Here is an 18,565-nt window from a genome sequence, read left to right as displayed (position 1 = left end):
AGACCCATGCCCACACTCGAACGTATCGACGCCTTCGCCGACGAACTCACCGCCATCCGCCGCGACCTGCACGCGCATCCGGAAATCGGCTTCGAGGAAGTCCGCACCTCCGGCATCGTTGCCGACAAGCTGACTTCATGGGGCGTCGAAGTGCATCGCGGCTTAGGGGGTACCGGCGTCGTCGGCGTGTTGAAGGGCAAAGGCTCGGGCACCAAGCGCATCGGCCTGCGCGCCGACATGGACGCGCTGCCGATGGAAGAAAACACCAACCTCGCCTGGCGCTCCACCATTCCCGGCCGTTTTCACGGCTGCGGTCATGATGGCCACACCACCATGCTGCTCGGCACCGCTCGCTATCTCGCCGAGACCCGCAATTTCGACGGCACCGTGCATTTCATCTTCCAGCCCGCCGAGGAAGGCCTCGGCGGTGCGCGCGCGATGATCAAGGACGGTCTCTTCAAGCAGTTTCCATGCGATGAAATCTACGGTCTGCACAATGCACCGGACATGAATCACGGCGAAGTCGGCATCTTCCCGGGCCCTGCAATGGCCGCCGCTGATTTCTTCGACATCACCATCCGGGGCTACGGCGCCCATGGCGCGATGCCGGAGCGCTCCAAGGATCCTGTCGTGATCGCGATGTCGCTCGGTCAGGCGATGCAGTCGATCGTCAGCCGCAACGTCAATCCGTTCGAATCCGCCGTGCTGTCGATCACCCAGATCCATTCCGGCTCGGCCTATAACGTCATCCCGGATGATGCGAAGCTCTGCGGCACCGTGCGGTGCTTCTCCGAGAAGGTCCGAATGCAGATCCGCGAGCGGATGCATGCGCTCGCTGCCGGTATGGCGACGGCGTTCGATTGCGAGATCAAGGTCGATATCCGCGACGGCTTCAGCGTGCTGGTCAATCAGGAAGAACATTCCAAAGCCGTCGAAGACGTTGCACGCACGATCGTCGGCGACGCCAATGTGATCACCCGCGCGAAGCCGAAAATGGGCTCGGAAGATTTCGCCGACATGCTGCATGCCGTGCCCGGCGCCTATTTCTGGGTCGGCCAGGAAGGCTCGGTACCGGTGCACAATCCCGGCTATTATCTCGACGATAAAATCCTGCCCATCGGCGCCAGCATGTTCGCCCGCATCGTCGAAACCCGGCTGCCGGCGTAAGAAGCGGCAGCCAACGCTGCCGGCATAATTCCGCAGGATGGGTTGAGAGCATCGAAACCCGTCACGCTTGTGTGCGAAGGATGGGTTTCGCAAGAGCCCTACCCATCCTACAATCCTGCACCTAGCACGTCATTCCGGGGCGCGCGCATCTTCGCGCGCGAACCCGGAATCCAGTAGTAATGAAAACACATCGGGATTCCGGGTTCGCGCCAAGTGGCGCGCCCCGGAATGACCAGTGAACCAAAATAAAAACAGGGAAGAAACCACCATGGCCTATGAGACCATTCTCTACAGCGTCGACGAGCAGATTCTCACCATCACGCTGAACCGCCCTGAAAAGCTCAATGCCTATAACGCCACCATGCAGGCCGAGCTGATCGACGCCTTCGACAAGGCCGATGCGGACGACAATGTGCGCGCGATCATCGTGACCGGTGCCGGACGTGGTTTCTGCGCGGGTGCAGATCTCTCTTCGGGCGCCGACACCTTTGATCGCGACGCGCGGCGCGGCCCGGTTAAGCGTCTCGCCAGCGGCGACGTCGATTACAGCGATCCCATGGTGCGCGACGGTGGCGGTCAGGTGACCCTGCGGATCTTCAAATGCCTCAAGCCGGTCATCGCCGCGGTGAACGGGCCGGCCGTTGGCATCGGCGCCACCATGCAGCTCGCGATGGACATCCGCATCGCCTCGGAAGCTGCACGCTTCGGCTTCGTGTTCTCCCAGCGCGGCATCGTGCCGGAAGCCGCGTCGAGCTGGTTCCTGCCGCGCCTCGTCGGCATCTCGCAGGCGCTGGAATGGTGCTACTCCGGTCGCGTCTTCCCGGCGCAGGAGGCCCTAGCCGGCCGACTCGTCAGCAAGGTCGTGCCGCCCGACGATCTGCTGCCAACCGCACGCGCGCTGGCCAAGACCTTCATCGACAAGACGGCGCCGGTCTCCGTCGCGCTGATCCGCCAGATGATGTGGCGCATGATGGGCGCCGACGATCCCATGGAAGCGCACAAGATCGACAGCCGCGGCATCTATGCGCGTGGCCGATCCGAAGACGTCAAGGAAGGCGTCGTGGCCTTTCTCGAAAAGCGCCCGGCAGCATTCAAGAACAAGGTCAGCACGGACATGCCGAGCTATTTCCCCTGGTGGGACGAGCGCGACTACAAATAGGACGACGAATGAATCCGACGCCCTCTGGTCGTCCACTCGAGGGCGTCATTTTCCTGCACGGCATCAGCCGGTCGTTCCGATCTTTTATCAAGATGCAGCAGGCGGTCGAAGCTGCAGGCTTCGCCACGCGGAACATTGGCTATCCCAGCCGACGCAAGACGCTGTCTGCACTGGCCGATGACATCCATCCCGCCATCGCGCCGTTTGCCGAAGCCAACGAAGACTGCACGCATTTCGTCTGCCATTCGATGGGAGGTCTGCTGGCGCGTGTCTATCTGGCGCGCCACCGTCCGTCACGTCTGGGCCGCGTGGTGATGCTGGGCACGCCGAATGGCGGCAGCGAAATCGCCGATCTGTTCAAGAACTGGCTGCCCTATCGCCAGTATTTCGGCCCGGCGGGGCAACAACTCGTTACGATGCGAGATGACGTAACTGAGGCGATGCTTCCCCCAGTTGACTATCCGGTCGGCATCATCGCCGGCGATCGTACGCTCGATCCGATCGCTTCGCGCTTGATGTTGCGTGGCCCGAATGATGGTCGTGTCACCGTCGCGCGCACGAAACTTGAAGGCATGACCGACCACCTCGTCATCCACGCGTCACATGCGATGATGATCCGGAATCGGGAAGCAATCATACAGACCACCGCCTTCCTGAAGGACGGCCAGTTTCGGCGCTGAGCGCTCAACCCATGGTCAGCGCCACACGCCCGATCGCCTTGCGCTCCGTTAGCAGCCGCATGGCAGCCGCGACATCCGCCAGCGGCAGGCGATGCGAAACATTTGGCCTGATCTTTCCTGCTTCTGCCCATGCGAGGAGCTGCGCGATGCGGGCTTCGCCGATCTTCGGATCGCGCCGTGCTGCCTCGCCAGCGCGGACGCCGAGCACGCTGGCGCCTTTGATGAGTACGAGATTGGTTTTCGCCACGCCGATGCCACCGGTGAAGCCGATCACCAGCAGGCGGGCGCCCCAATTGATGCAGCGCAGGCTCTGCTCGAAGATTTCGCCGCCGACCGGATCGAACACGACATCCGCGCCCTTGCCGTCCGTGAGACGTTTGACGGCATCCCTGAACGGTTCGGAGCCATACAGCACGCCGTAATCCGCGCCGCGCGCTTTGGCGACAGCAAGCTTCTCTTCCGATGATGCAGCCGCGATTACCGTGGCGCCCAGCAGCTTTCCTATCTCCACCGCTGCCAACCCCACGCCGCCGCCGGCACCATGCACCAGCAGCACTTCACCGCGCTTGATCTGCCCACGATCGACCAGCGCATGATGCGCGGTGCCATGGGCGGCGAGAAACGTCGCCCCCTCCGCGTAGTCGAATGTCGACGGCAATGGAGTGAGTTGTGCCGGCGTCACCACAATTTCGTCCGCATAACCGCCATGACGCAGCTTGACGATGACGCGATCCCCGACAGCGATGCCGGGCACATCGCCGGCGATTTCGCTGACGTCGCCCGCCGCTTCCATGCCCGGCGTGAACGGCAGTTCGGGCTTGAGCTGATATTCGCCAGCCGCCATCAGGACATCCGGGAAGTTGATCCCCGCGGCGCGCACGGCAACGCGGACCTGCCCCGGCTTTAGCGCCTTTGACTCGAATTGTTCGAGGCGCAGGCCTTCCGGCGCTCCGAGCTCACGGCAGACAATCGCTTTCGGCATCAGGCAGCGCTCTCGGCGCTTCCAGCGCCAACGCGGCGGCGCTGCAGCGCCTCGCGGATCAGCGGCAGGCGGTCATTGCCGAAATACATGTCGGTCTTGTCGAGATAGATGGTCGGCGAGCCGAAGCCGCCCCGTGCGATCACTTCATCGGTATTGACCTTGAGCTGGTCCTTGATCGCCTGATCGCCGATGCCCGCGAAGAATTTCGCGGGATCGATGCCGGTGCGCGTGCAGATCTCGGTCAGGACGTCATCCCTGGAGATATCCTTGTCGTCGCCCCAATAGGCTTCGAACACGGCGCGCGCAAACGGCACCATCGCATCGTTTCCAAGCCAGATGCAGCCGCGCATCGCCTTGACGCTGTTCACCGGAAACACCGTTGGCGGCATCTTGATCGCCAGGCCCGCCGAGCGCGCCCAGTCGCCAAGGTCCTTCTTCATGTAGCGCGCCTTGGCCGGCACCGGCGTCTTGCGCGATTCATAGACGCTGGGATTGATCGAATTGAAGATGCCGCCGACCAGAATGGGCCGCCACGAGATTTCCTCGCCGAATTCCTTCGCCAGTGGCTGGATGTTGTGGAAGGCGAGGTAGGTCCAGGGGCTGGAACAGTCGAAGAAGAATTCGATCATGGGCGTTTCCTCGTTTTGTTATTATTTTCTTCGTCATACGCGCGCGCCGGAATGACGAGCTCTATTGCTGCGCCTGCGCATGCGCCGGTGCATCGACACCGAACATGATCTTCCTCGCCTGCTCATCCATCGGCTTCCTCTCCTGCTTACCGACGGCAAGCCCCGCTTGTACCTGCGGCCGCGCGCGGACCAGCGCAAACCAGCGCTTCACGTTCGGGAAATCATCCAGCGTCAGGCCCTGCGCCTTATGGGTCATGATCCACGGAAAGCACGCCATATCGGCGATGGAGTAGTCGCCGGCGATGTAATCGTGGCCTTCCCCGAGATGCGCATCGAGTACGCCGTACAGGCGCTTGGCTTCGCGGGTATAGCGATCCATCGCATAGGGAATCTTCTCGGGGGCATAGAGCAGGAAATGTCCGTTCTGGCCGAGCATCGGACCGAGCCCGCCCATCTGCCACATCAGCCATTGCATGACGTCGAAACGCTTGCGTATCTCGGTCGGCATAAACCGGCCGGATTTCTCGGCGAGATAGATCAGGATTGCGCCGCTCTCGAAGATCGACACCGGCGCGCCGCCATCGGCAGGCGCTTGATCGACAATGGCCGGCATGCGGCCGTTGGGGCTGAGTTTCAAAAATTCCGGCTGGTGCTGGTCGCCGCGACCGAGTTGCATCGGGACGACCGTATAGAGCAGCCCGCATTCCTCCAGCATGATCGAGATTTTCCAGCCGTTCGGCGTCGGTGCATAATGCAGGTCGATCATGGTGTCCCTCAAGGCGTTTTGGCCGATCCTAGCCCTCCCCCATGGGTGCGCCAATCCCATATACGGGGGGTCCGGAACATGGCAGATAGGCCTCCGCAAAACACAATTTCCGGGGAGCGAACAAATGCTGTTTCCAACCACCATCGCCGGCTCGCTGCCGAAGCCCGAATGGCTCGCTGAGCCGAACAAACTGTGGCCAACCTGGCGCTCGTCCGGCGACGAACTGGTGCGCGCCAAGCGCGACGCGACGCTGCTGGCGGTGAAAGTGCAGGAAGATGCCGGCGTCGACATCGTCACCGAAGGCGAGCAGGCGCGGCAGCATTTCGTCCATGGCTTTCTGGAAAAAGTCGACGGCATCGACTTCGCCCACAAGGTCGAGATGGGCATCCGCAAGGATCGCTACAAAGCCATGGTGCCGCAGGTGACCGCACCGCTGCAGCTCAAGGGCCGCGTTCACGCCTTCGAGGCGCAGGCTGCCCGCGCGCATACGACGAACAAGCTCAAGTTCACACTGCCCGGTCCGATGACCATTATCGACACCCTGTCGGACAGCTATTACGGCGACCGCGTCAAGATGGCCTTCGCCTTCGCCGAATTGCTGAACCAGGAAGCGCTCGCACTGCAGGCCGACGGCGTCGACATGATCCAGTTCGACGAGCCGGCCTTCAACGTCTTCATGGACGAAGCCGCCGACTGGGGCGTCAAGGCGCTTGAGCGCGCCGCGCAAGGCCTCACTTGCGCGACAGCCGTTCACATCTGCTACGGCTACGGCATCAAGGCCAATACCGACTGGAAAGAAACCCTCGGCAGCGAGTGGCGGCAATATGAAGAGATCTTCCCGGCCATCGACGCCAGCCCGATCCAGCAGGTCGCCATCGAATGCCGCAATTCGCGCGTACCGCTGGAATTGCTGGGACTGCTGAAGAACAAGATCGTGCAGGCCGGTGTGATCGACGTCGCCAGCGACACTGTCGAGACGCCGGAAGATGTGGTCGCCACCATCGAGGCCGTGATGAAACACGTGCCGAAGGACAAGATCGTGCCGACGACCAATTGCGGCATGGCTCCGATGCAGCGGGATATCGCCGAGGCGAAGCTGCGCGCACTGGGCGCGGGTGCAAAGCTCGCAAGGCAGAAGCTGGGGTAAGACGTTCCCCGCAACAAACGCCGTCATGCCCGGCCTTGTGCCGGGCATCCACGTCTTAGCACCAAGCAAGGAAAGGCGTGGATGGCCGGGACAAGCCCGGCCATGACGAATTCTAGTTTCCCGCGGCAGCACTCACATGCAGCACCGGACGATAGCCGGCGCGAAATGCATTCAGCGTCGATGGTGGCGTCAGCAAATGCGCGTCGACGAGCTCGACATCCGCCGCGCGATAGCCCGCAAACGACCACCGCAACGCCCGCGCCTCCAAGATCAGATAGCTCTCACCACCCGCCTGCACCATCGCCCCATCCGGCAATGCCTCGATAGGCCCATCCACCGGATGCAATCGCTTCTTCCTGTTAGCCAGCCGCTCACGATGCAGCACCGCATCGATCTCCATCGCCCGCACACGCGTGACGCCGTTGCCCTCCTCCCACGCCGCGCGAAAGCGGTTGGCATCGTCGCGGCGGCAGTAGAAGCATGGGCGGTGACCGGCGGCGAAGGATGTGGCCTCGTCGAGGAAGAACAGCTCGGTCCAGCTACGTGTCGCCATCACATCGCGGCGGCGGCCGCGAAATTCGCAGACGCAAGTGATCCAGGCTGGATTGGACCAGCGCCTGTTCAGGAGCGTTTTGGTCGAAGGATCATGGATGATGCCACGATTGCCGGTGAACGTTCCGCGCTCCGGTGTCGCGACGATGTCGCCTGTCGGCGTGACACGATTTTGCAGCGGCATATCCCTGTCCTCTCCACGTCATTGCGAGCGCAGCGAAGCAATCCAGAAGCAACAAGCCAAGACTGGATTGCTTCGTCGCAAGTGCTCCTCGCAATGACGGCTGAAGAGCTGGTGCCCTAGCCTGCGCCTTCGCGCATCGGCGGCTGGAACGACAGGCCGAGATCCCATGGAAAGAATATCCATGTGTCCTGCGACACTTCGGTGATGTACGTATCCACCAGCGGCCGGCCCATCGGCTTGGCATAGACAGTCGCAAAGTGCGCTTTCGGCAGCATGTCGCGAACGATGCGTGCTGTCTTGCCGGTATCAACGAGGTCGTCGATGATCAGGAGGCCCTTGCCGTCGCCGCCGCCGAGTTTCAGCGCATCGGCCGAGAGCCCCTTCAGTACCTGCAACTCGCCGCGCTTGTTGTGCTCATAGCTCGCGATGCACACCGTATCGATGACGCGCACGCCGAGCTCGCGCGCCACGATCGCTGCCGGCACGAGGCCGCCACGGGTGATGGCGATGATCGCGTGAAATGGACCGGCGCTGTTCAGCCGCCAGGTCAGCGCGCGGCAATCGCGGTGGAATTGATCCCAGGACACCGGGAATGCCTTGCCGGCGCGCTCCTCAGCACTCAATTCCGGATGATCGGCCATGTTCGTCTCCTCACATCGGTCGCCCTCAGGCGGCCGGACTTATGTTGATCCACTCGTTAGTTCACTCTTAATTTCACTTGGGCGCGTTGATTGTCGCCAACATCGCCTTGACGGCCTCCATTGCCGCATTGAGCTTATCCTGATCGCGCGAACGCACCACCAGATTGGTGTTCGGCTTGCCCTGTTCGTCCATGAACGGATAGCTGCCGATGATCGTATCCGGATGCGCCTTCGCGATATCGCGCAGCGGACCACCGACGTCGCCCTCCCTCGCATTGGCCTTCACCGTATCGGATAGCATCCGCAAACCAGATTTCAGCTTCGGCGACACGATGTCCATCATCGCCTGCATGATCGTCGGCACGCCGGCCATCACGATCACATTGTCGATCTTGAAGCCGGGCGCCAGGATGGTCGCGCTCTGGATCAGGTCGGCGCCGTCGGGGATGCGTGCCATCCGCAGCCGGGCTTCGTTCAGGTCGGCGCCGAAGCGCTCCTGGAAGCGCGCGACCACTTCAGGATGGTGATCGATCTTGACGCCGAACGCCTTGGCGACCGCATCCGCTGTAATGTCATCGTGAGTGGGGCCGATGCCGCCAGTGGTAAAAACGTAGGTGTAGCGTTTACGCAGCGCATCGAGCGCCGCGACGATATCCGGCTCATCATCGGAGACGACGCGGACTTCCTTGAGATCGATGCCGATATTGGTGAGGTACTCGGCAATGAATCCGATGTTCTTGTCCTTGGTCCGACCTGACAGAATCTCGTCGCCGATCACCAGGATGCCCGCGGTCACAATCTCGGTCATTTGTCGTTCCTCACCATTCCCGGGACCATGCGCAGGCAAAGCCCTGATGTCACGGGGTTTTGCTGCCGAAACGAGCAGCGTCCAGCCGTTTTTTCAGGCAGCTTTACACGCATCTCATACGAATTGCTCTTGTTGAATGCATATCGTGCTGGCCCGCCCCTTGCTACCATCCCTTTCAGTCGTGCAATCTCCGTACGGCCTCGAAACAACAGTCAGGGTACATGGCAGTCGCGTTCGACGAAATGAACGGGCCCCAAGGCGAACTCCGCCCGGCCTATGAAGAACTCTCCCGCTGGCTCAAGGAGACGCCTCCGGACGCTTTGGAACATCGCCGCCAGGAAGCGGAGCTGCTGTTCCGCCGGATCGGCATCACCTTCGCGGTTTACGGCGACTCCGAATCCACCGAACGGCTGATCCCCTTCGACGTCATTCCGCGGATCATTTCCGGCAAGGAATGGACCCTGCTGGAAAAGGGCCTGAAGCAGCGCACCCGCGCCATCAACATGTTCCTGAAGGACATCTATCACGGCCGCGAAATTCTCCGCGCCGGCCTGATCCCCGATGACCTGATCTTCCAGAACCCGGTGTTCCGTCCGGAGATGAACGGCCAGGACGTCCCCCACGACGTCTATGTGCACATCGCCGGGATCGACATTGTCCGCACCAATCCGGATGAATTCTTCGTTCTCGAGGACAATGCCCGCACGCCCTCCGGCGTCTCTTATATGCTGGAGAACCGCGAGATCATGATGCGGCTGTTCCCCGACCTGTTCGCGCGGCATCGCGTCGCGCCGGTCGAGAAGTATCCGGACGAATTGCTATCCTGCCTGCGCTCCGTCGCACCGCGCTCGGCCTCGACGGAGCCAACCGTCGCGCTCATGACACCCGGCGTCTACAACTCGGCCTACTACGAACATTCGTTCCTGGCCGACAAGCTCGGCGTAGAACTCGTCGAGGGCCGCGACCTTATCGTCAAGAACGATGAAGTCTTCATGCGCACCACTGAAGGCCTCAAACGCGTCGACGTGATCTATCGCCGCGTCGATGACGATTTCCTCGATCCCCTCACCTTCCGCCCGGATTCAGCGCTCGGCGTGCCCGGCCTGATGTCCGCCTATATGGCCGGCAACGTCACGCTGGCCAACGCGGTCGGCACCGGCATCGCCGATGACAAGGCGATCTACAGCTACATGCCGGAAGTGGTGAAGTTCTATCTCGGCGAAGAGCCTATCCTGAAGAATGTGCCGACCTGGCGCTGCCGCGAAGCGGGCGATCTCGCTTATGTGCTCGATCACTTAAGCGAACTCGTCGTCAAGGAAGTCCACGGCTCCGGCGGTTACGGCATGCTGATCGGGCCTGCCGCCACCAAGGCCACCATCGAAGCGTTCCGCGACAAGCTGAAGCGCGAGCCGGAAGGCTTCATTGCACAGCCAACGCTGGCGCTGTCGACCTGCCCGACCTGCACCGAGTCAGGCCTCGCGCCGCGGCATGTCGATCTTCGCCCCTTCGTGCTCACCGGCAGCAAGAACGTCTCCATCGTCGCAGGCGGTCTGACCCGCGTCGCGCTGAAGGAAGGCTCGCTGGTGGTGAATTCCAGCCAGGGGGGCGGCACCAAGGATACATGGATACTGGACGAATAACTCTCGATATAGGCAACCGGACTTCGACCGACGACCCAATTTTCAAAGAGTAACATCCCCGCATGCTGTCGCGCACCGCCGAGAATCTTTACTGGCTAGCCCGCTATGTCGAACGCGCCGAATATCTCGCGCGCACGATCGAGGCGACACTGCGCGTCACCGCGCTGCCGAATACCTATATCGGCCAGACCAACGAATGGGATTCGGCGCTGCTGACCGCAGGCGTCAGCGCAGCCTTTTACGAGATCTATGAGGAAGCCAACGAGACCAACGTCGTCGAATATCTCTCGTTCTCGACGGCCAATCCCTCCTCGATCCGCAACTGCATCGAGGCCGCGCGGCTGAATTCGCGCTCGGTCCGCACCGCACTAACCGGCGAGATGTGGGACACGATCAACAGTGCGTGGCTGGAGCTGCAATCCGCCTGGAGCGGCGGTGCCAAGACACGCGAGCAGCTGGCGAATTTCTTGCGCTTTGTGCAGGAGACATCGCTGCGCTTCGACGGCTCAGCCTACCGCACCATGCTGCGCAACGACGCCTACTGGTTCTCGCGGCTCGGGCTGCATCTGGAGCGCGCCGACAACACTGCGCGCATTCTGGATGTGAAATATCATCTGCTGCTGCCCGAGGATGAACATGTCGGCGGCCCGCTCGATTACTATCAGTGGACTTCGATCCTGCGCTCGGTCTCGGCGCTGACGGCCTATCACTGGGTCTATCGCGAGACGCTGAAGCCGTGGCTGATCGCGGATCTGCTGATCCTCAACGACACGCTGCCGCGCTCGCTGGCGAGCTGCTACGGCAATCTCGTCCGCAATCTCGACCAGATCGGCGTGTCCTATGGCCGTCAGGGCGCAGCGCAGCGCCACGCCCGCGGCGTCCGAAACCGCCTCGAACACAGCAACATGCAGGATATTTTCCAGCATGGGTTGCATGAATTCATCCAGGAATTCATTGCAGATAACAGCCGTCTGGGCGACATCATTGCCAAACAATACCTGATTTGAGCTAGCGTCCCGGCTCATCTGCAGATTCGGACACGTTGCCATGCGCCTGCGTATCGCCCATTCGACCACCTATCGCTACGAGCCGCCGGCTTCGGGCGTGATCCAGATTCTGCGGATGACCCCGGGCAGCCATGACGGCCAGTATGTCGCCGAGTGGCAGATCGACGTTTCCACGGATTCGCGCCTCGATCTGCATGAGGATGCATTCGGCAATGTCACCCATGTGCTGACCCACGGGCCCATCGCGGACCTCACGGTCACCGTCGAAGGCCTGATCGACACCCAGGACACCGGGGGCGTGCTGAAGGGCACCGATGAGCGGTTTCCGCCGAGCTTCTTCCTGCGCCAGACCGACCTGACCGACGCCAGCGCGGCGATGCAGACCTTTGCCAAGGATCTGTCACCAAGCGCGGAGACCGACGTACTTGGCTTCCTGCACGCGTTGATGATGGCCATCAACGAGCACATGACCTTCGACGTCGATCCAACCAGCACCGGTACTTCGGCGAGCGAGGCCTTCATCGGCAAGCGTGGCGTCTGCCAGGATTACGCCCATATCTTCATCGCCTGTGCCCGCTCGGCCGGCGTCCCTGCCCGCTTCGTCTCCGGCCATTTCTGGCGTGCCGATGGCGAGACCAACCAGCAGGCCGGCCATGCCTGGGCCGAGGCCTATGTCCCGGATCTCGGCTGGGTCGGCTTCGACCCCGCCAATGCCATCTGCACCACCGACGCCCATGCCCGCGTTGCCATCGGCCTGGATTACCTCGGCGCAGCCCCCGTCCGCGGCACCCGCTATGGCGGCGGCACGGAAACCCTGACCGTCGCCGTCAAGGTCGATCAGGCCAATGGCCGCGGCCAGTCGCAATCGCAGAGCCAGTCCTGAACAAGCTCAAATTGGTTTTTCCGAGGTTGCCCGGTCGATACCCACCGCGTAAGACGCTTCCCTGACCAAGGGACCGACGATGACCTATTGCTGCGGAATTCTCGTCAAGGACGGCCTGGTGATGATCGCGGACACGCGCACCAATGCCGGGCTCGACAACATCTCGACCTTCCGCAAGCTGCACATTTTCAACCAGCCCGGCGACCGCATCATGGCGGTGGCCTCCGCAGGCAATCTCGCCATCAGCCAATCGGTGCTCTCCACCCTGAGCGAGGGGCTGGAGAACCCGACCACCGGCGAGCTGGAGACCCTGCTGAACGCGCCCACGATGTTTCAGGCTGCGCAGCGCATCGGCCGCGCCATCCGGCACGTCAACGCCACCGAGGGCAAGGCGCTGGAGGCCGAGGATATCAATTTCGACGTCTCATTCCTGTTCGGCGGCCAGATCAAGGGCGCCAAGATGCGCCTGTTCATGATCTACCCGGCCGGCAATTTCATCGAATGCACGGTGGACACGCCCTATCTGCAGATCGGAGAGCACAAATATGGCAAGCCGGTGCTCGACCGCGCGATGCATTACGACGTCGAACTCTATGAGGCGCTCAAGACCGGCCTGATCTCGATGGACTCGACCATGCGCTCCAATATCGGCGTCGGTCTGCCAATCGATGTGCTGGTGGTGCGTACCGATGTCTGCGACGCCGATCTCAATCACCGTATCGAAGCCGGCGAGCCCTATTTCCATGACCTGCGCTCGCGCTGGTCGGCAGCACTGCGCGCGGCCCATCAAAACATTCCGCGCCCGCCCTACAAGAAAGACAATTGAGCGCGGCCGCGATGACCGCAACCCCGATGAAATGGCGCATCATGACGGAGGCAGACCTGTCGTCCGTCCTCGCTATCGCCGATGCCGTTCATCCCGATTTTCCCGAAGATGAGGTCGTGTTCGCGAACCGCCTGGCGCTCGATCCAAACGGTTGCGCCGTGCTCGAGGCCCAGGACGGGATCAAGGGTTACCTCGTCAGCCATCCCTGGCAATTCAGGGAGCCGCCATCGCTGAACAGCCTGCTGACAATGCCCGCAGCGCCCTCGACCTTCTACATTCACGATCTCGCATTGCTGCCCGAAACCCGCAGATCTGGCGCGGCGACTGTGGCCGTCGATATGATGGCGGCACGCGCCAGGCTGATGCAACTGCCCAACATGACACTTGTTGCCGTCAACAATTCAGTTCATTTTTGGCAGCGGCACGATTTCACCATCATGCGCGATTCCGAATTGGATCAGAAACTGCAAAGCTACGGCGACAACGCACGTTTCATGGTCCGGGACCTCACTCAAAAAGACCTCTCGTAAAAAGAAAACAGGGACGAAACAGATGACCAACAAGATCGCACTCGTGACCGGAGCTGGCACCGGCGTCGGCCGTGCCGCGTCGCTCGCGTTGATGAATGCCGGTTTCACCGTCGTGCTCGCCGGTCGCCGGCTCGAACTGCTGCAAGAGACCCAGAAGCTCGGCGCGGCCAATGGCGGCAAGAGCCTCCCCGTGAGCGCCGACATGGCCGACCCCGCCTCCATCGCCGCGCTGTTCGCCAGGATCATGCAGGAATTCGGCCGGCTCGACGTGCTGTTCAACAATGCCGGCATGGGCGCGCCCGCGATTCCGTTCGAAGACCTCGGCCTCGAACAATGGCAGGCCGTGGTGAACACCAATCTCACCGCGCCGTTCCTGTGCACGCAGCACGCCTTCCGCATCATGAAGGATCAGACGCCCCGCGGCGGCCGCATCATCAATAACGGCTCGATCTCAGCGCATGCGCCGCGCCCGTTCTCCGCCGCCTACACGTCGACCAAACACGCCATCACCGGCTTGACCAAGGCCAGCAATCTCGACGGCCGCGCCTATGACATCGCCGTCGGCCAGGTCGATATCGGCAATGCCGCCACCCCCATGACCGACCGCATGGTCAACGGCCCCGGCGTGCTGCAGCCGGACGGCACGTCGAAGCAGGAGCCGCGCATGGACGCCAAGGCCGTCGGCGACGCTGTCGCCTATATGGCCGGCCTGCCGCTCGATGCCAATGTGCTGACCATGACGGTCATGGCGACGAAGATGCCGTTCGTTGGACGCGGCTAAAACGTAATCCGCCTCAGCAGCATTGCGATTGCATGACATGGGGAGCCGCGGCATCATCGCCGCGGTTTCGGGGGATTGATGCTTCAGCTACAATCGGCGTTCGGCGTCATCGCACTTTTGGGGATCGCCTGGGCGCTCGGTGAAAACCGCAGCAAGGTGTCGCTGAGACAGGCCGCGATCGGTCTCGCATTGACGATCGTCGCTGCCGTGATCCTGCTGAAGCTTCCCGTCGTGACGCGCGCCTTCAGCAGCATCAACGGTGCTGTCAGCACCATCGCCGCAGCGTCGCGCGCCGGCACCTCCTTCGTGTTCGGCTATCTCGGCGGCGGCGCATTGCCGTTCGATCTCAAGAATCCCGGCGCGGATTTCGTGCTCGCGCTGCAGGCACTCCCCGTGGTGCTGGTCATCAGCGTGCTGACCAGCCTGTTATTCTACTGGCGTATCCTGCCGCCGATCGTGCGCGGCATGGCGTGGCTGCTCGAACGCACGCTCGGCATCGGCGGCGCGGTCGGGCTGTCAACGGCCGCGAACATCTTTCTGGGCATGGTCGAAGCCCCGTTGTTTATTCGCCCTTACCTCGCGCAGCTCACGCGCAGCGAACTGTTTCTGGTGATGACGGGCGGCATGGCGGGGATCGCCGGTACCGTGCTGGTGCTCTACGCCACTTTCATGGCGCCGCTGATCCCTGATGCGTCGGCGCATTTCGTGATTGCTTCCGTGCTCTCGGCGCCAGCTGCGATCCTTGTCAGCCTGATCATGGTGCCTGAGACGGAGGATCGTCGCACAGGTGGATTGCTCGCCAATCCGGACGCATCGGCCACGAGCACGATAGATGCGATCGTCAAGGGCACGAGTGCAGGCATCGAACTACTCGTCAACATCATCGCCCTGCTGCTGGTCTTCGTGGCGCTGATGTATCTCATGAACGCGATCCTCATGATGATGCCCACCGTGGGAGGCAACACGCTGTCAGTACAGCGCCTACTGGGTTACGTGATGGCACCGGTGTGCTGGCTGATGGGCCTGCCGTGGGACCAGGCGCTGACCGCGGGCTCGCTGATGGGCGTCAAGACGATCCTCAACGAGTTGATCGCCTATGTTCAATTGGCGAAGCTCGGTCCCGATGCGCTGGATGCGCGCTCGCGCCTCATCATGCTTTATGCGCTGTGCGGATTTGCAAATTTTGCCAGCCTCGGAATTATGATCGGAGGCCTGGGCACGATGGCGCCGGAACGTCGTAACGAAATCAACGCGCTCGGCGTGAAGTCGATCGTCTCGGGGACGCTGACGACCTGCCTGATGGGCGCGATCGTCGGCATGCTCACCTGAGATACGCCGCCAGCGCCGGTCAGCCGATCGTCCGCTGCAGCAGATCAAGCCAGTTGCCCGCGCCGAGCTTGCCGAGCAGCGTCTCGGAATAGCCCTTGGCGCGCAAGGCCACGAACAGCACCTGCAGGCCCGCCGCGGAGTCGATGGCCTCGGGCACCACCGCCCCGTCGAAATCCGATCCCAGCCCGACATGATCCTCGCCCAGCTTCTGCAGCAGATAGTCGATCTGCTGCACCATCAGCTCGATGCCGGTGTCGGGCCGCATGCTGCCGTCGGGGCGCAGGAAGCAGGTCGCGAAATTAAGGCCGACCATGCCGCCGGTGTCGCGGATCGCGGCGAGCTGCTTGTCGGTGAGATTGCGCGGCGACGGGCACAGCGCATGGGCATTGGAATGGGTTGCCACCAGCGGCGCCTTCGACAGCCGCGCCACATCCCAAAAACCCTTCTCGGTGATGTGCGACAGGTCGACCAGAATCTTCAGGTCATTGCAGGCGCCGATCAACCGCTCGCCGGCCGCGGTGAGACCGTCGCCGAGATCCGGCCCGGACGGGAAGTGAAACGGCACGCCATGGCCGAAGATGTTGGTCCGGCTCCACACCGGCCCGATCGACCGCAACCCAGCCGCATAGAGAACGTCGAGGAATCTGAGCTCGGCGTCGATGGCCTCCGCGCCTTCCAGATGGACCACCACGGCCAGCGCCTTGCGCTCAATGGCGGACCGGATTTCGGCGGTGGTGGTGCAGATCGCCACCGCGCCTGCGGAAGCGCGTTCGAGCTGCAGCAGGATGGCCAGTTCGGCGACGACGGAATTGCGCGCCTCGTCCATCGTCAGCGGCTCGGGAAGCGGCACGGCGTAGCGTCCGCCCGTCATCTGCGCCATGAATCCCGATGACGCCTGAGCCGCCGGCGAATACAGCGCGAACAGCCCGCCGACGAACGCGCCGGCCTTCGCCTTCGGCAGGTCGATGTGACCGGCGGCTTCCCCGGTCAGGAAGTCGGATACCGGATCGTGCGATTGCGATTTGTACAGCCGCAGCAGCACATCGTTGTGACCGTCGAAAACCGGAACGGATGCAGTCATGAGATACTCGTTGAGGGCCAGGGCAGCGACGGGCTCAGCATAGCTGATTCAACGCCACTGCGACGCGCGAACAAGGCACGCGTCGCATTTCCGCACGCGAACTACCGGACTTCCACCGTCTTGAATTCCGCCGGAAGGATCACTTCCAGCAGTTCGCAATTGTCGGAGTAATCGCGGATGAGGTGCCTGATGCGCGGCGGCTGGGTCCAGCATGACCCCTGACGCATGGTCATCTCGCCCTCGCCTTCCATATAGGCCTTCACCCAGCCGTTCAGCACATAGACCAGCTGAAACTCGGCATCGTGATAGTGAAGCTTGGAGACCTCTTTCGGATCGCAAGGTCCGATCAGCCGGATGACATGCGCGTGCGCCAAACCGCCGGTCGCAGCGGCAACGCCGAGATCGCGATACTTCGCGTAGGCACGCAGGCCGTCGCCGAGAAATGCTTCTTCCTGATAATGACTGATCGCGACGCGCTGCTTGCGGCGCGGGCCGGGTTTCGCGACAGCTTTTGCACTCGCCTTGGCTGGCTTGCCAACAGAGAGCTTCTTTGCTGCTTTCGCTACCGCCTGTGTCGCAGGCTTCTTCGTCGCAGCCGCTTTCGCTGCGCTCTTTGACGTTCGCTTCAGCTTCGCCATGTCGTGTTTCCCACCCGGCGCAATGCCGAACAAACGGCCAGCGCGTCCGGGAACCTAGCTGTAGTTCAGCACAGCGGCAATTCATCCGGCGCGTTGAGAGGCGCGGACTAGTGCAACCGGAAGACGCCATCCACGGCACGAAGCTCGGCCGGCTTGATCAGTTTCGAATGCGCGACGGTTACCGCAAAGAGCGGGCCATCGAGCTTCTCTTGCCAGAAATCCAGGAAATCCTTCAGCGCGGGAAACTTCGGAAACAAATCATAGTTCTGCCAGACATAGGTCTGCAGCAGCGAGGGGTGATCGGGCATGCGGTAGAGGATCTGCGCCGTCGTCAGTCCGTAGCCAAGCACCTGCTTCCTGAAATCGTCAGAAGCTGCATTTCTCGAGACCATGTTCAACCTCCATGGACAGAGCGCATTCGGCTAAGTGGATTCCGGTTTGGCGTCGAACTTCGCTCTGCTCTCCTGTGACCGTGCTGACTGCAGCGAACCGGCTTCCACTTCGCCCATGACAACACGATGCATGAAATGTGACGCAAGCAACGTCTTCATCACAAGCTTAAAAGTTTAATAATGTATTGAAAGCCGAGTGTTAGCAGCCACTTACCGTGGATGCTAACGGATTCGAGAGCCGGTATCGGAGGGTCTTAACCAATTCTGGCACCCGTCATATTTGAGTGCCAAAATATTTGATACAGACCCTTGCCGGTGAGGAACGTTCGGCCTATGTCCGGACCAGCTGCGCTGGCACTTGTTGGCTCAGACTGCCAATTTAAATTTCTCAAGCATCTACAGAAACTTAGGAGGACTGCATGAAATTCCGTCCGCTTCACGATCGCGTTGTGGTCAAGCGTATCGACGCCGAAGAGAAGTCCGCTGGCGGCATCATCATTCCGGATAGCGCCAAAGAGAAGCCCTCCCAGGGCGAGATCGTCTCCGTCGGCCCGGGCGGCCGCGACGAAGCCGGCAAGCTGATCCCGATCGATCTGAAGGTCGGCGAGCGCGTGCTGTTCGGCAAGTGGTCGGGCACCGAGGTCAAGATCGATGGTCAGGACCTGCTGATCATGAAGGAAAGCGACATCATGGGCGTCCTCGAAGGTGCCGCTCCCGCCAAGAAGAAGGCCGCTTAAGCGCCT

At 61.8% G+C, this 18,565-nt stretch carries 21 protein-coding genes; 12 read left to right on the top strand and 9 right to left on the bottom strand.

Annotation, left to right across the window (positions count from 1 at the left end):
* The first annotated feature begins 6 nt into the window (after positions 1 to 6).
* The 3 genes from AB7951_RS08380 to AB7951_RS08370 all read left to right on the top strand — a co-directional run bounded on the left by AB7951_RS08380 (position 7) and on the right by AB7951_RS08370 (position 3,006).
* The gene (locus AB7951_RS08380; RefSeq protein WP_089264945.1) at positions 7 to 1,167 is read left to right on the top strand and encodes a M20 aminoacylase family protein; all 1,161 of its coding nucleotides are present in this window, start codon (positions 7 to 9) and stop codon (positions 1,165 to 1,167) included.
* Positions 1,168 to 1,435: 268 nt separating this feature from the next.
* The gene (locus tag AB7951_RS08375) at positions 1,436 to 2,326 is read left to right on the top strand and encodes a crotonase/enoyl-CoA hydratase family protein (protein ID WP_120292638.1); all 891 of its coding nucleotides are present in this window, start codon (positions 1,436 to 1,438) and stop codon (positions 2,324 to 2,326) included.
* Between the two features lie 8 nt (positions 2,327 to 2,334).
* Entirely contained in the window at positions 2,335 to 3,006 is a 672-nt protein-coding gene (locus AB7951_RS08370; protein ID WP_439061763.1) for an esterase/lipase family protein, read from the top strand.
* A gap of 4 nt (positions 3,007 to 3,010) precedes the next feature.
* Here AB7951_RS08370 and AB7951_RS08365 read toward each other — a convergent pair whose 3' ends face one another.
* The 3 genes from AB7951_RS08365 to AB7951_RS08355 all read right to left on the bottom strand — a co-directional run bounded on the left by AB7951_RS08365 (position 3,011) and on the right by AB7951_RS08355 (position 5,383).
* Positions 3,011 to 3,988 (bottom strand): NADPH:quinone oxidoreductase family protein, encoded by a 978-nt coding sequence (locus tag AB7951_RS08365; protein ID WP_120292642.1) that lies wholly within the window; start codon positions 3,986 to 3,988, stop codon positions 3,011 to 3,013.
* Positions 3,988 to 4,617 carry a 2-hydroxychromene-2-carboxylate isomerase gene (locus AB7951_RS08360; RefSeq protein WP_120292644.1) on the bottom strand — a complete coding sequence of 210 codons (630 nt, stop codon included), beginning with the start codon at positions 4,615 to 4,617 and terminating at the stop codon, positions 3,988 to 3,990. Before AB7951_RS08360 ends, AB7951_RS08365 begins: the two co-directional genes overlap by 1 nt.
* A 61-nt stretch (positions 4,618 to 4,678) precedes the next feature.
* The gene (locus AB7951_RS08355; protein ID WP_120292646.1) at positions 4,679 to 5,383 is read right to left on the bottom strand and encodes a glutathione S-transferase N-terminal domain-containing protein; all 705 of its coding nucleotides are present in this window, start codon (positions 5,381 to 5,383) and stop codon (positions 4,679 to 4,681) included.
* A gap of 124 nt (positions 5,384 to 5,507) precedes the next feature.
* Here AB7951_RS08355 and AB7951_RS08350 point away from each other — a divergent pair, with 124 nt between their 5' ends.
* Positions 5,508 to 6,530 carry a methionine synthase gene (locus AB7951_RS08350; protein WP_120292648.1) on the top strand — a complete coding sequence of 341 codons (1,023 nt, stop codon included), beginning with the start codon at positions 5,508 to 5,510 and terminating at the stop codon, positions 6,528 to 6,530.
* Between the two features lie 112 nt (positions 6,531 to 6,642).
* On the opposite strand, the gene AB7951_RS08345 is transcribed toward AB7951_RS08350, so the two are convergent.
* The 3 genes from AB7951_RS08345 to AB7951_RS08335 all read right to left on the bottom strand — a co-directional run bounded on the left by AB7951_RS08345 (position 6,643) and on the right by AB7951_RS08335 (position 8,715).
* Positions 6,643 to 7,266 (bottom strand): hypothetical protein, encoded by a 624-nt coding sequence (locus tag AB7951_RS08345; protein WP_120292650.1) that lies wholly within the window; start codon positions 7,264 to 7,266, stop codon positions 6,643 to 6,645.
* 116 nt (positions 7,267 to 7,382) lie between these two features.
* Positions 7,383 to 7,907 carry a xanthine phosphoribosyltransferase gene (gene gpt, locus AB7951_RS08340; RefSeq protein WP_068736116.1) on the bottom strand — a complete coding sequence of 175 codons (525 nt, stop codon included), beginning with the start codon at positions 7,905 to 7,907 and terminating at the stop codon, positions 7,383 to 7,385.
* 73 nt (positions 7,908 to 7,980) lie between these two features.
* Entirely contained in the window at positions 7,981 to 8,715 is a 735-nt protein-coding gene (locus tag AB7951_RS08335) for a molybdopterin-binding protein (protein WP_120292652.1), read from the bottom strand.
* 221 nt (positions 8,716 to 8,936) lie between these two features.
* On the opposite strand from AB7951_RS08335, the gene AB7951_RS08330 reads away from it, so the two are divergent.
* The 7 genes from AB7951_RS08330 to AB7951_RS08300 all read left to right on the top strand — a co-directional run bounded on the left by AB7951_RS08330 (position 8,937) and on the right by AB7951_RS08300 (position 15,711).
* A complete protein-coding gene (locus tag AB7951_RS08330; RefSeq protein ID WP_093756415.1) occupies positions 8,937 to 10,355 on the top strand; it encodes a circularly permuted type 2 ATP-grasp protein in 1,419 nt (472 codons plus the stop codon).
* A 62-nt stretch (positions 10,356 to 10,417) separates the two neighbouring features.
* Entirely contained in the window at positions 10,418 to 11,362 is a 945-nt protein-coding gene (locus tag AB7951_RS08325) for an alpha-E domain-containing protein (protein WP_068736110.1), read from the top strand.
* A gap of 40 nt (positions 11,363 to 11,402) precedes the next feature.
* The gene (locus AB7951_RS08320; RefSeq protein WP_120292654.1) at positions 11,403 to 12,245 is read left to right on the top strand and encodes a transglutaminase family protein; all 843 of its coding nucleotides are present in this window, start codon (positions 11,403 to 11,405) and stop codon (positions 12,243 to 12,245) included.
* 79 nt (positions 12,246 to 12,324) lie between these two features.
* Positions 12,325 to 13,071, top strand: coding sequence for a proteasome-type protease (locus AB7951_RS08315; protein ID WP_093756417.1), 747 nt, complete (start codon positions 12,325 to 12,327; stop codon positions 13,069 to 13,071).
* The gene (locus AB7951_RS08310; RefSeq protein ID WP_439061764.1) at positions 13,068 to 13,601 is read left to right on the top strand and encodes a GNAT family N-acetyltransferase; all 534 of its coding nucleotides are present in this window, start codon (positions 13,068 to 13,070) and stop codon (positions 13,599 to 13,601) included. The genes AB7951_RS08315 and AB7951_RS08310 overlap by 4 nt, the downstream gene beginning before the upstream one ends.
* A gap of 22 nt (positions 13,602 to 13,623) precedes the next feature.
* Positions 13,624 to 14,382 carry an SDR family oxidoreductase gene (locus AB7951_RS08305; RefSeq protein WP_092146865.1) on the top strand — a complete coding sequence of 253 codons (759 nt, stop codon included), beginning with the start codon at positions 13,624 to 13,626 and terminating at the stop codon, positions 14,380 to 14,382.
* Between the two features lie 78 nt (positions 14,383 to 14,460).
* Positions 14,461 to 15,711 (top strand): NupC/NupG family nucleoside CNT transporter, encoded by a 1,251-nt coding sequence (locus AB7951_RS08300; protein WP_120292656.1) that lies wholly within the window; start codon positions 14,461 to 14,463, stop codon positions 15,709 to 15,711.
* A 19-nt stretch (positions 15,712 to 15,730) separates the two neighbouring features.
* Here AB7951_RS08300 and AB7951_RS08295 read toward each other — a convergent pair whose 3' ends face one another.
* The 3 genes from AB7951_RS08295 to AB7951_RS08285 all read right to left on the bottom strand — a co-directional run bounded on the left by AB7951_RS08295 (position 15,731) and on the right by AB7951_RS08285 (position 17,822).
* A complete protein-coding gene (locus AB7951_RS08295) occupies positions 15,731 to 16,792 on the bottom strand; it encodes a dipeptidase (RefSeq protein WP_120292658.1) in 1,062 nt (353 codons plus the stop codon).
* A 101-nt stretch (positions 16,793 to 16,893) separates the two neighbouring features.
* A complete protein-coding gene (locus AB7951_RS08290) occupies positions 16,894 to 17,430 on the bottom strand; it encodes a cupin domain-containing protein (RefSeq protein WP_120292660.1) in 537 nt (178 codons plus the stop codon).
* Between the two features lie 107 nt (positions 17,431 to 17,537).
* On the bottom strand, positions 17,538 to 17,822 hold the full coding sequence (locus AB7951_RS08285; protein WP_068736319.1) for an usg protein: 285 nt from the start codon (positions 17,820 to 17,822) through the stop codon (positions 17,538 to 17,540).
* Positions 17,823 to 18,241: 419 nt separating this feature from the next.
* Between AB7951_RS08285 and AB7951_RS08280 the strand changes: the two genes are divergently transcribed.
* Positions 18,242 to 18,559 carry a co-chaperone GroES gene (locus AB7951_RS08280; RefSeq protein WP_089264960.1) on the top strand — a complete coding sequence of 106 codons (318 nt, stop codon included), beginning with the start codon at positions 18,242 to 18,244 and terminating at the stop codon, positions 18,557 to 18,559.
* Positions 18,560 to 18,565: the final 6 nt, after the last annotated feature.

This window comes from Tardiphaga sp. 285_C5_N1_2 (assembly GCF_052076065.1).
GTDB lineage: Bacteria > Pseudomonadota > Alphaproteobacteria > Rhizobiales > Xanthobacteraceae > Tardiphaga > Tardiphaga robiniae.
This window is presented reverse-complemented; position numbering and strand designations above follow the sequence as displayed.

Excerpts from the sequence above, each read along its gene's own strand:
- AB7951_RS08380 (WP_089264945.1), top strand. The coding sequence starts at position 7 with ATGCCCACACTCGAACGTATCGACGCCTTCGCCGACGAACTCACCGCC.
- AB7951_RS08375 (WP_120292638.1), top strand. The coding sequence starts at position 1,436 with ATGGCCTATGAGACCATTCTCTACAGCGTCGACGAGCAGATTCTCACC.
- AB7951_RS08370 (WP_439061763.1), top strand. The coding sequence starts at position 2,335 with ATGAATCCGACGCCCTCTGGTCGTCCACTCGAGGGCGTCATTTTCCTG.
- AB7951_RS08365 (WP_120292642.1), bottom strand. The coding sequence starts at position 3,988 with ATGCCGAAAGCGATTGTCTGCCGTGAGCTCGGAGCGCCGGAAGGCCTG.
- AB7951_RS08360 (WP_120292644.1), bottom strand. The coding sequence starts at position 4,617 with ATGATCGAATTCTTCTTCGACTGTTCCAGCCCCTGGACCTACCTCGCC.
- AB7951_RS08355 (WP_120292646.1), bottom strand. The coding sequence starts at position 5,383 with ATGATCGACCTGCATTATGCACCGACGCCGAACGGCTGGAAAATCTCG.
- AB7951_RS08350 (WP_120292648.1), top strand. The coding sequence starts at position 5,508 with ATGCTGTTTCCAACCACCATCGCCGGCTCGCTGCCGAAGCCCGAATGG.
- AB7951_RS08345 (WP_120292650.1), bottom strand. The coding sequence starts at position 7,266 with ATGCCGCTGCAAAATCGTGTCACGCCGACAGGCGACATCGTCGCGACA.
- gpt (WP_068736116.1), bottom strand. The coding sequence starts at position 7,907 with ATGGCCGATCATCCGGAATTGAGTGCTGAGGAGCGCGCCGGCAAGGCA.
- AB7951_RS08335 (WP_120292652.1), bottom strand. The coding sequence starts at position 8,715 with ATGACCGAGATTGTGACCGCGGGCATCCTGGTGATCGGCGACGAGATT.
- AB7951_RS08330 (WP_093756415.1), top strand. The coding sequence starts at position 8,937 with ATGGCAGTCGCGTTCGACGAAATGAACGGGCCCCAAGGCGAACTCCGC.
- AB7951_RS08325 (WP_068736110.1), top strand. The coding sequence starts at position 10,418 with ATGCTGTCGCGCACCGCCGAGAATCTTTACTGGCTAGCCCGCTATGTC.
- AB7951_RS08320 (WP_120292654.1), top strand. The coding sequence starts at position 11,403 with ATGCGCCTGCGTATCGCCCATTCGACCACCTATCGCTACGAGCCGCCG.
- AB7951_RS08315 (WP_093756417.1), top strand. The coding sequence starts at position 12,325 with ATGACCTATTGCTGCGGAATTCTCGTCAAGGACGGCCTGGTGATGATC.
- AB7951_RS08305 (WP_092146865.1), top strand. The coding sequence starts at position 13,624 with ATGACCAACAAGATCGCACTCGTGACCGGAGCTGGCACCGGCGTCGGC.
- AB7951_RS08300 (WP_120292656.1), top strand. The coding sequence starts at position 14,461 with ATGCTTCAGCTACAATCGGCGTTCGGCGTCATCGCACTTTTGGGGATC.
- AB7951_RS08295 (WP_120292658.1), bottom strand. The coding sequence starts at position 16,792 with ATGACTGCATCCGTTCCGGTTTTCGACGGTCACAACGATGTGCTGCTG.
- AB7951_RS08290 (WP_120292660.1), bottom strand. The coding sequence starts at position 17,430 with ATGGCGAAGCTGAAGCGAACGTCAAAGAGCGCAGCGAAAGCGGCTGCG.
- AB7951_RS08285 (WP_068736319.1), bottom strand. The coding sequence starts at position 17,822 with ATGGTCTCGAGAAATGCAGCTTCTGACGATTTCAGGAAGCAGGTGCTT.
- AB7951_RS08280 (WP_089264960.1), top strand. The coding sequence starts at position 18,242 with ATGAAATTCCGTCCGCTTCACGATCGCGTTGTGGTCAAGCGTATCGAC.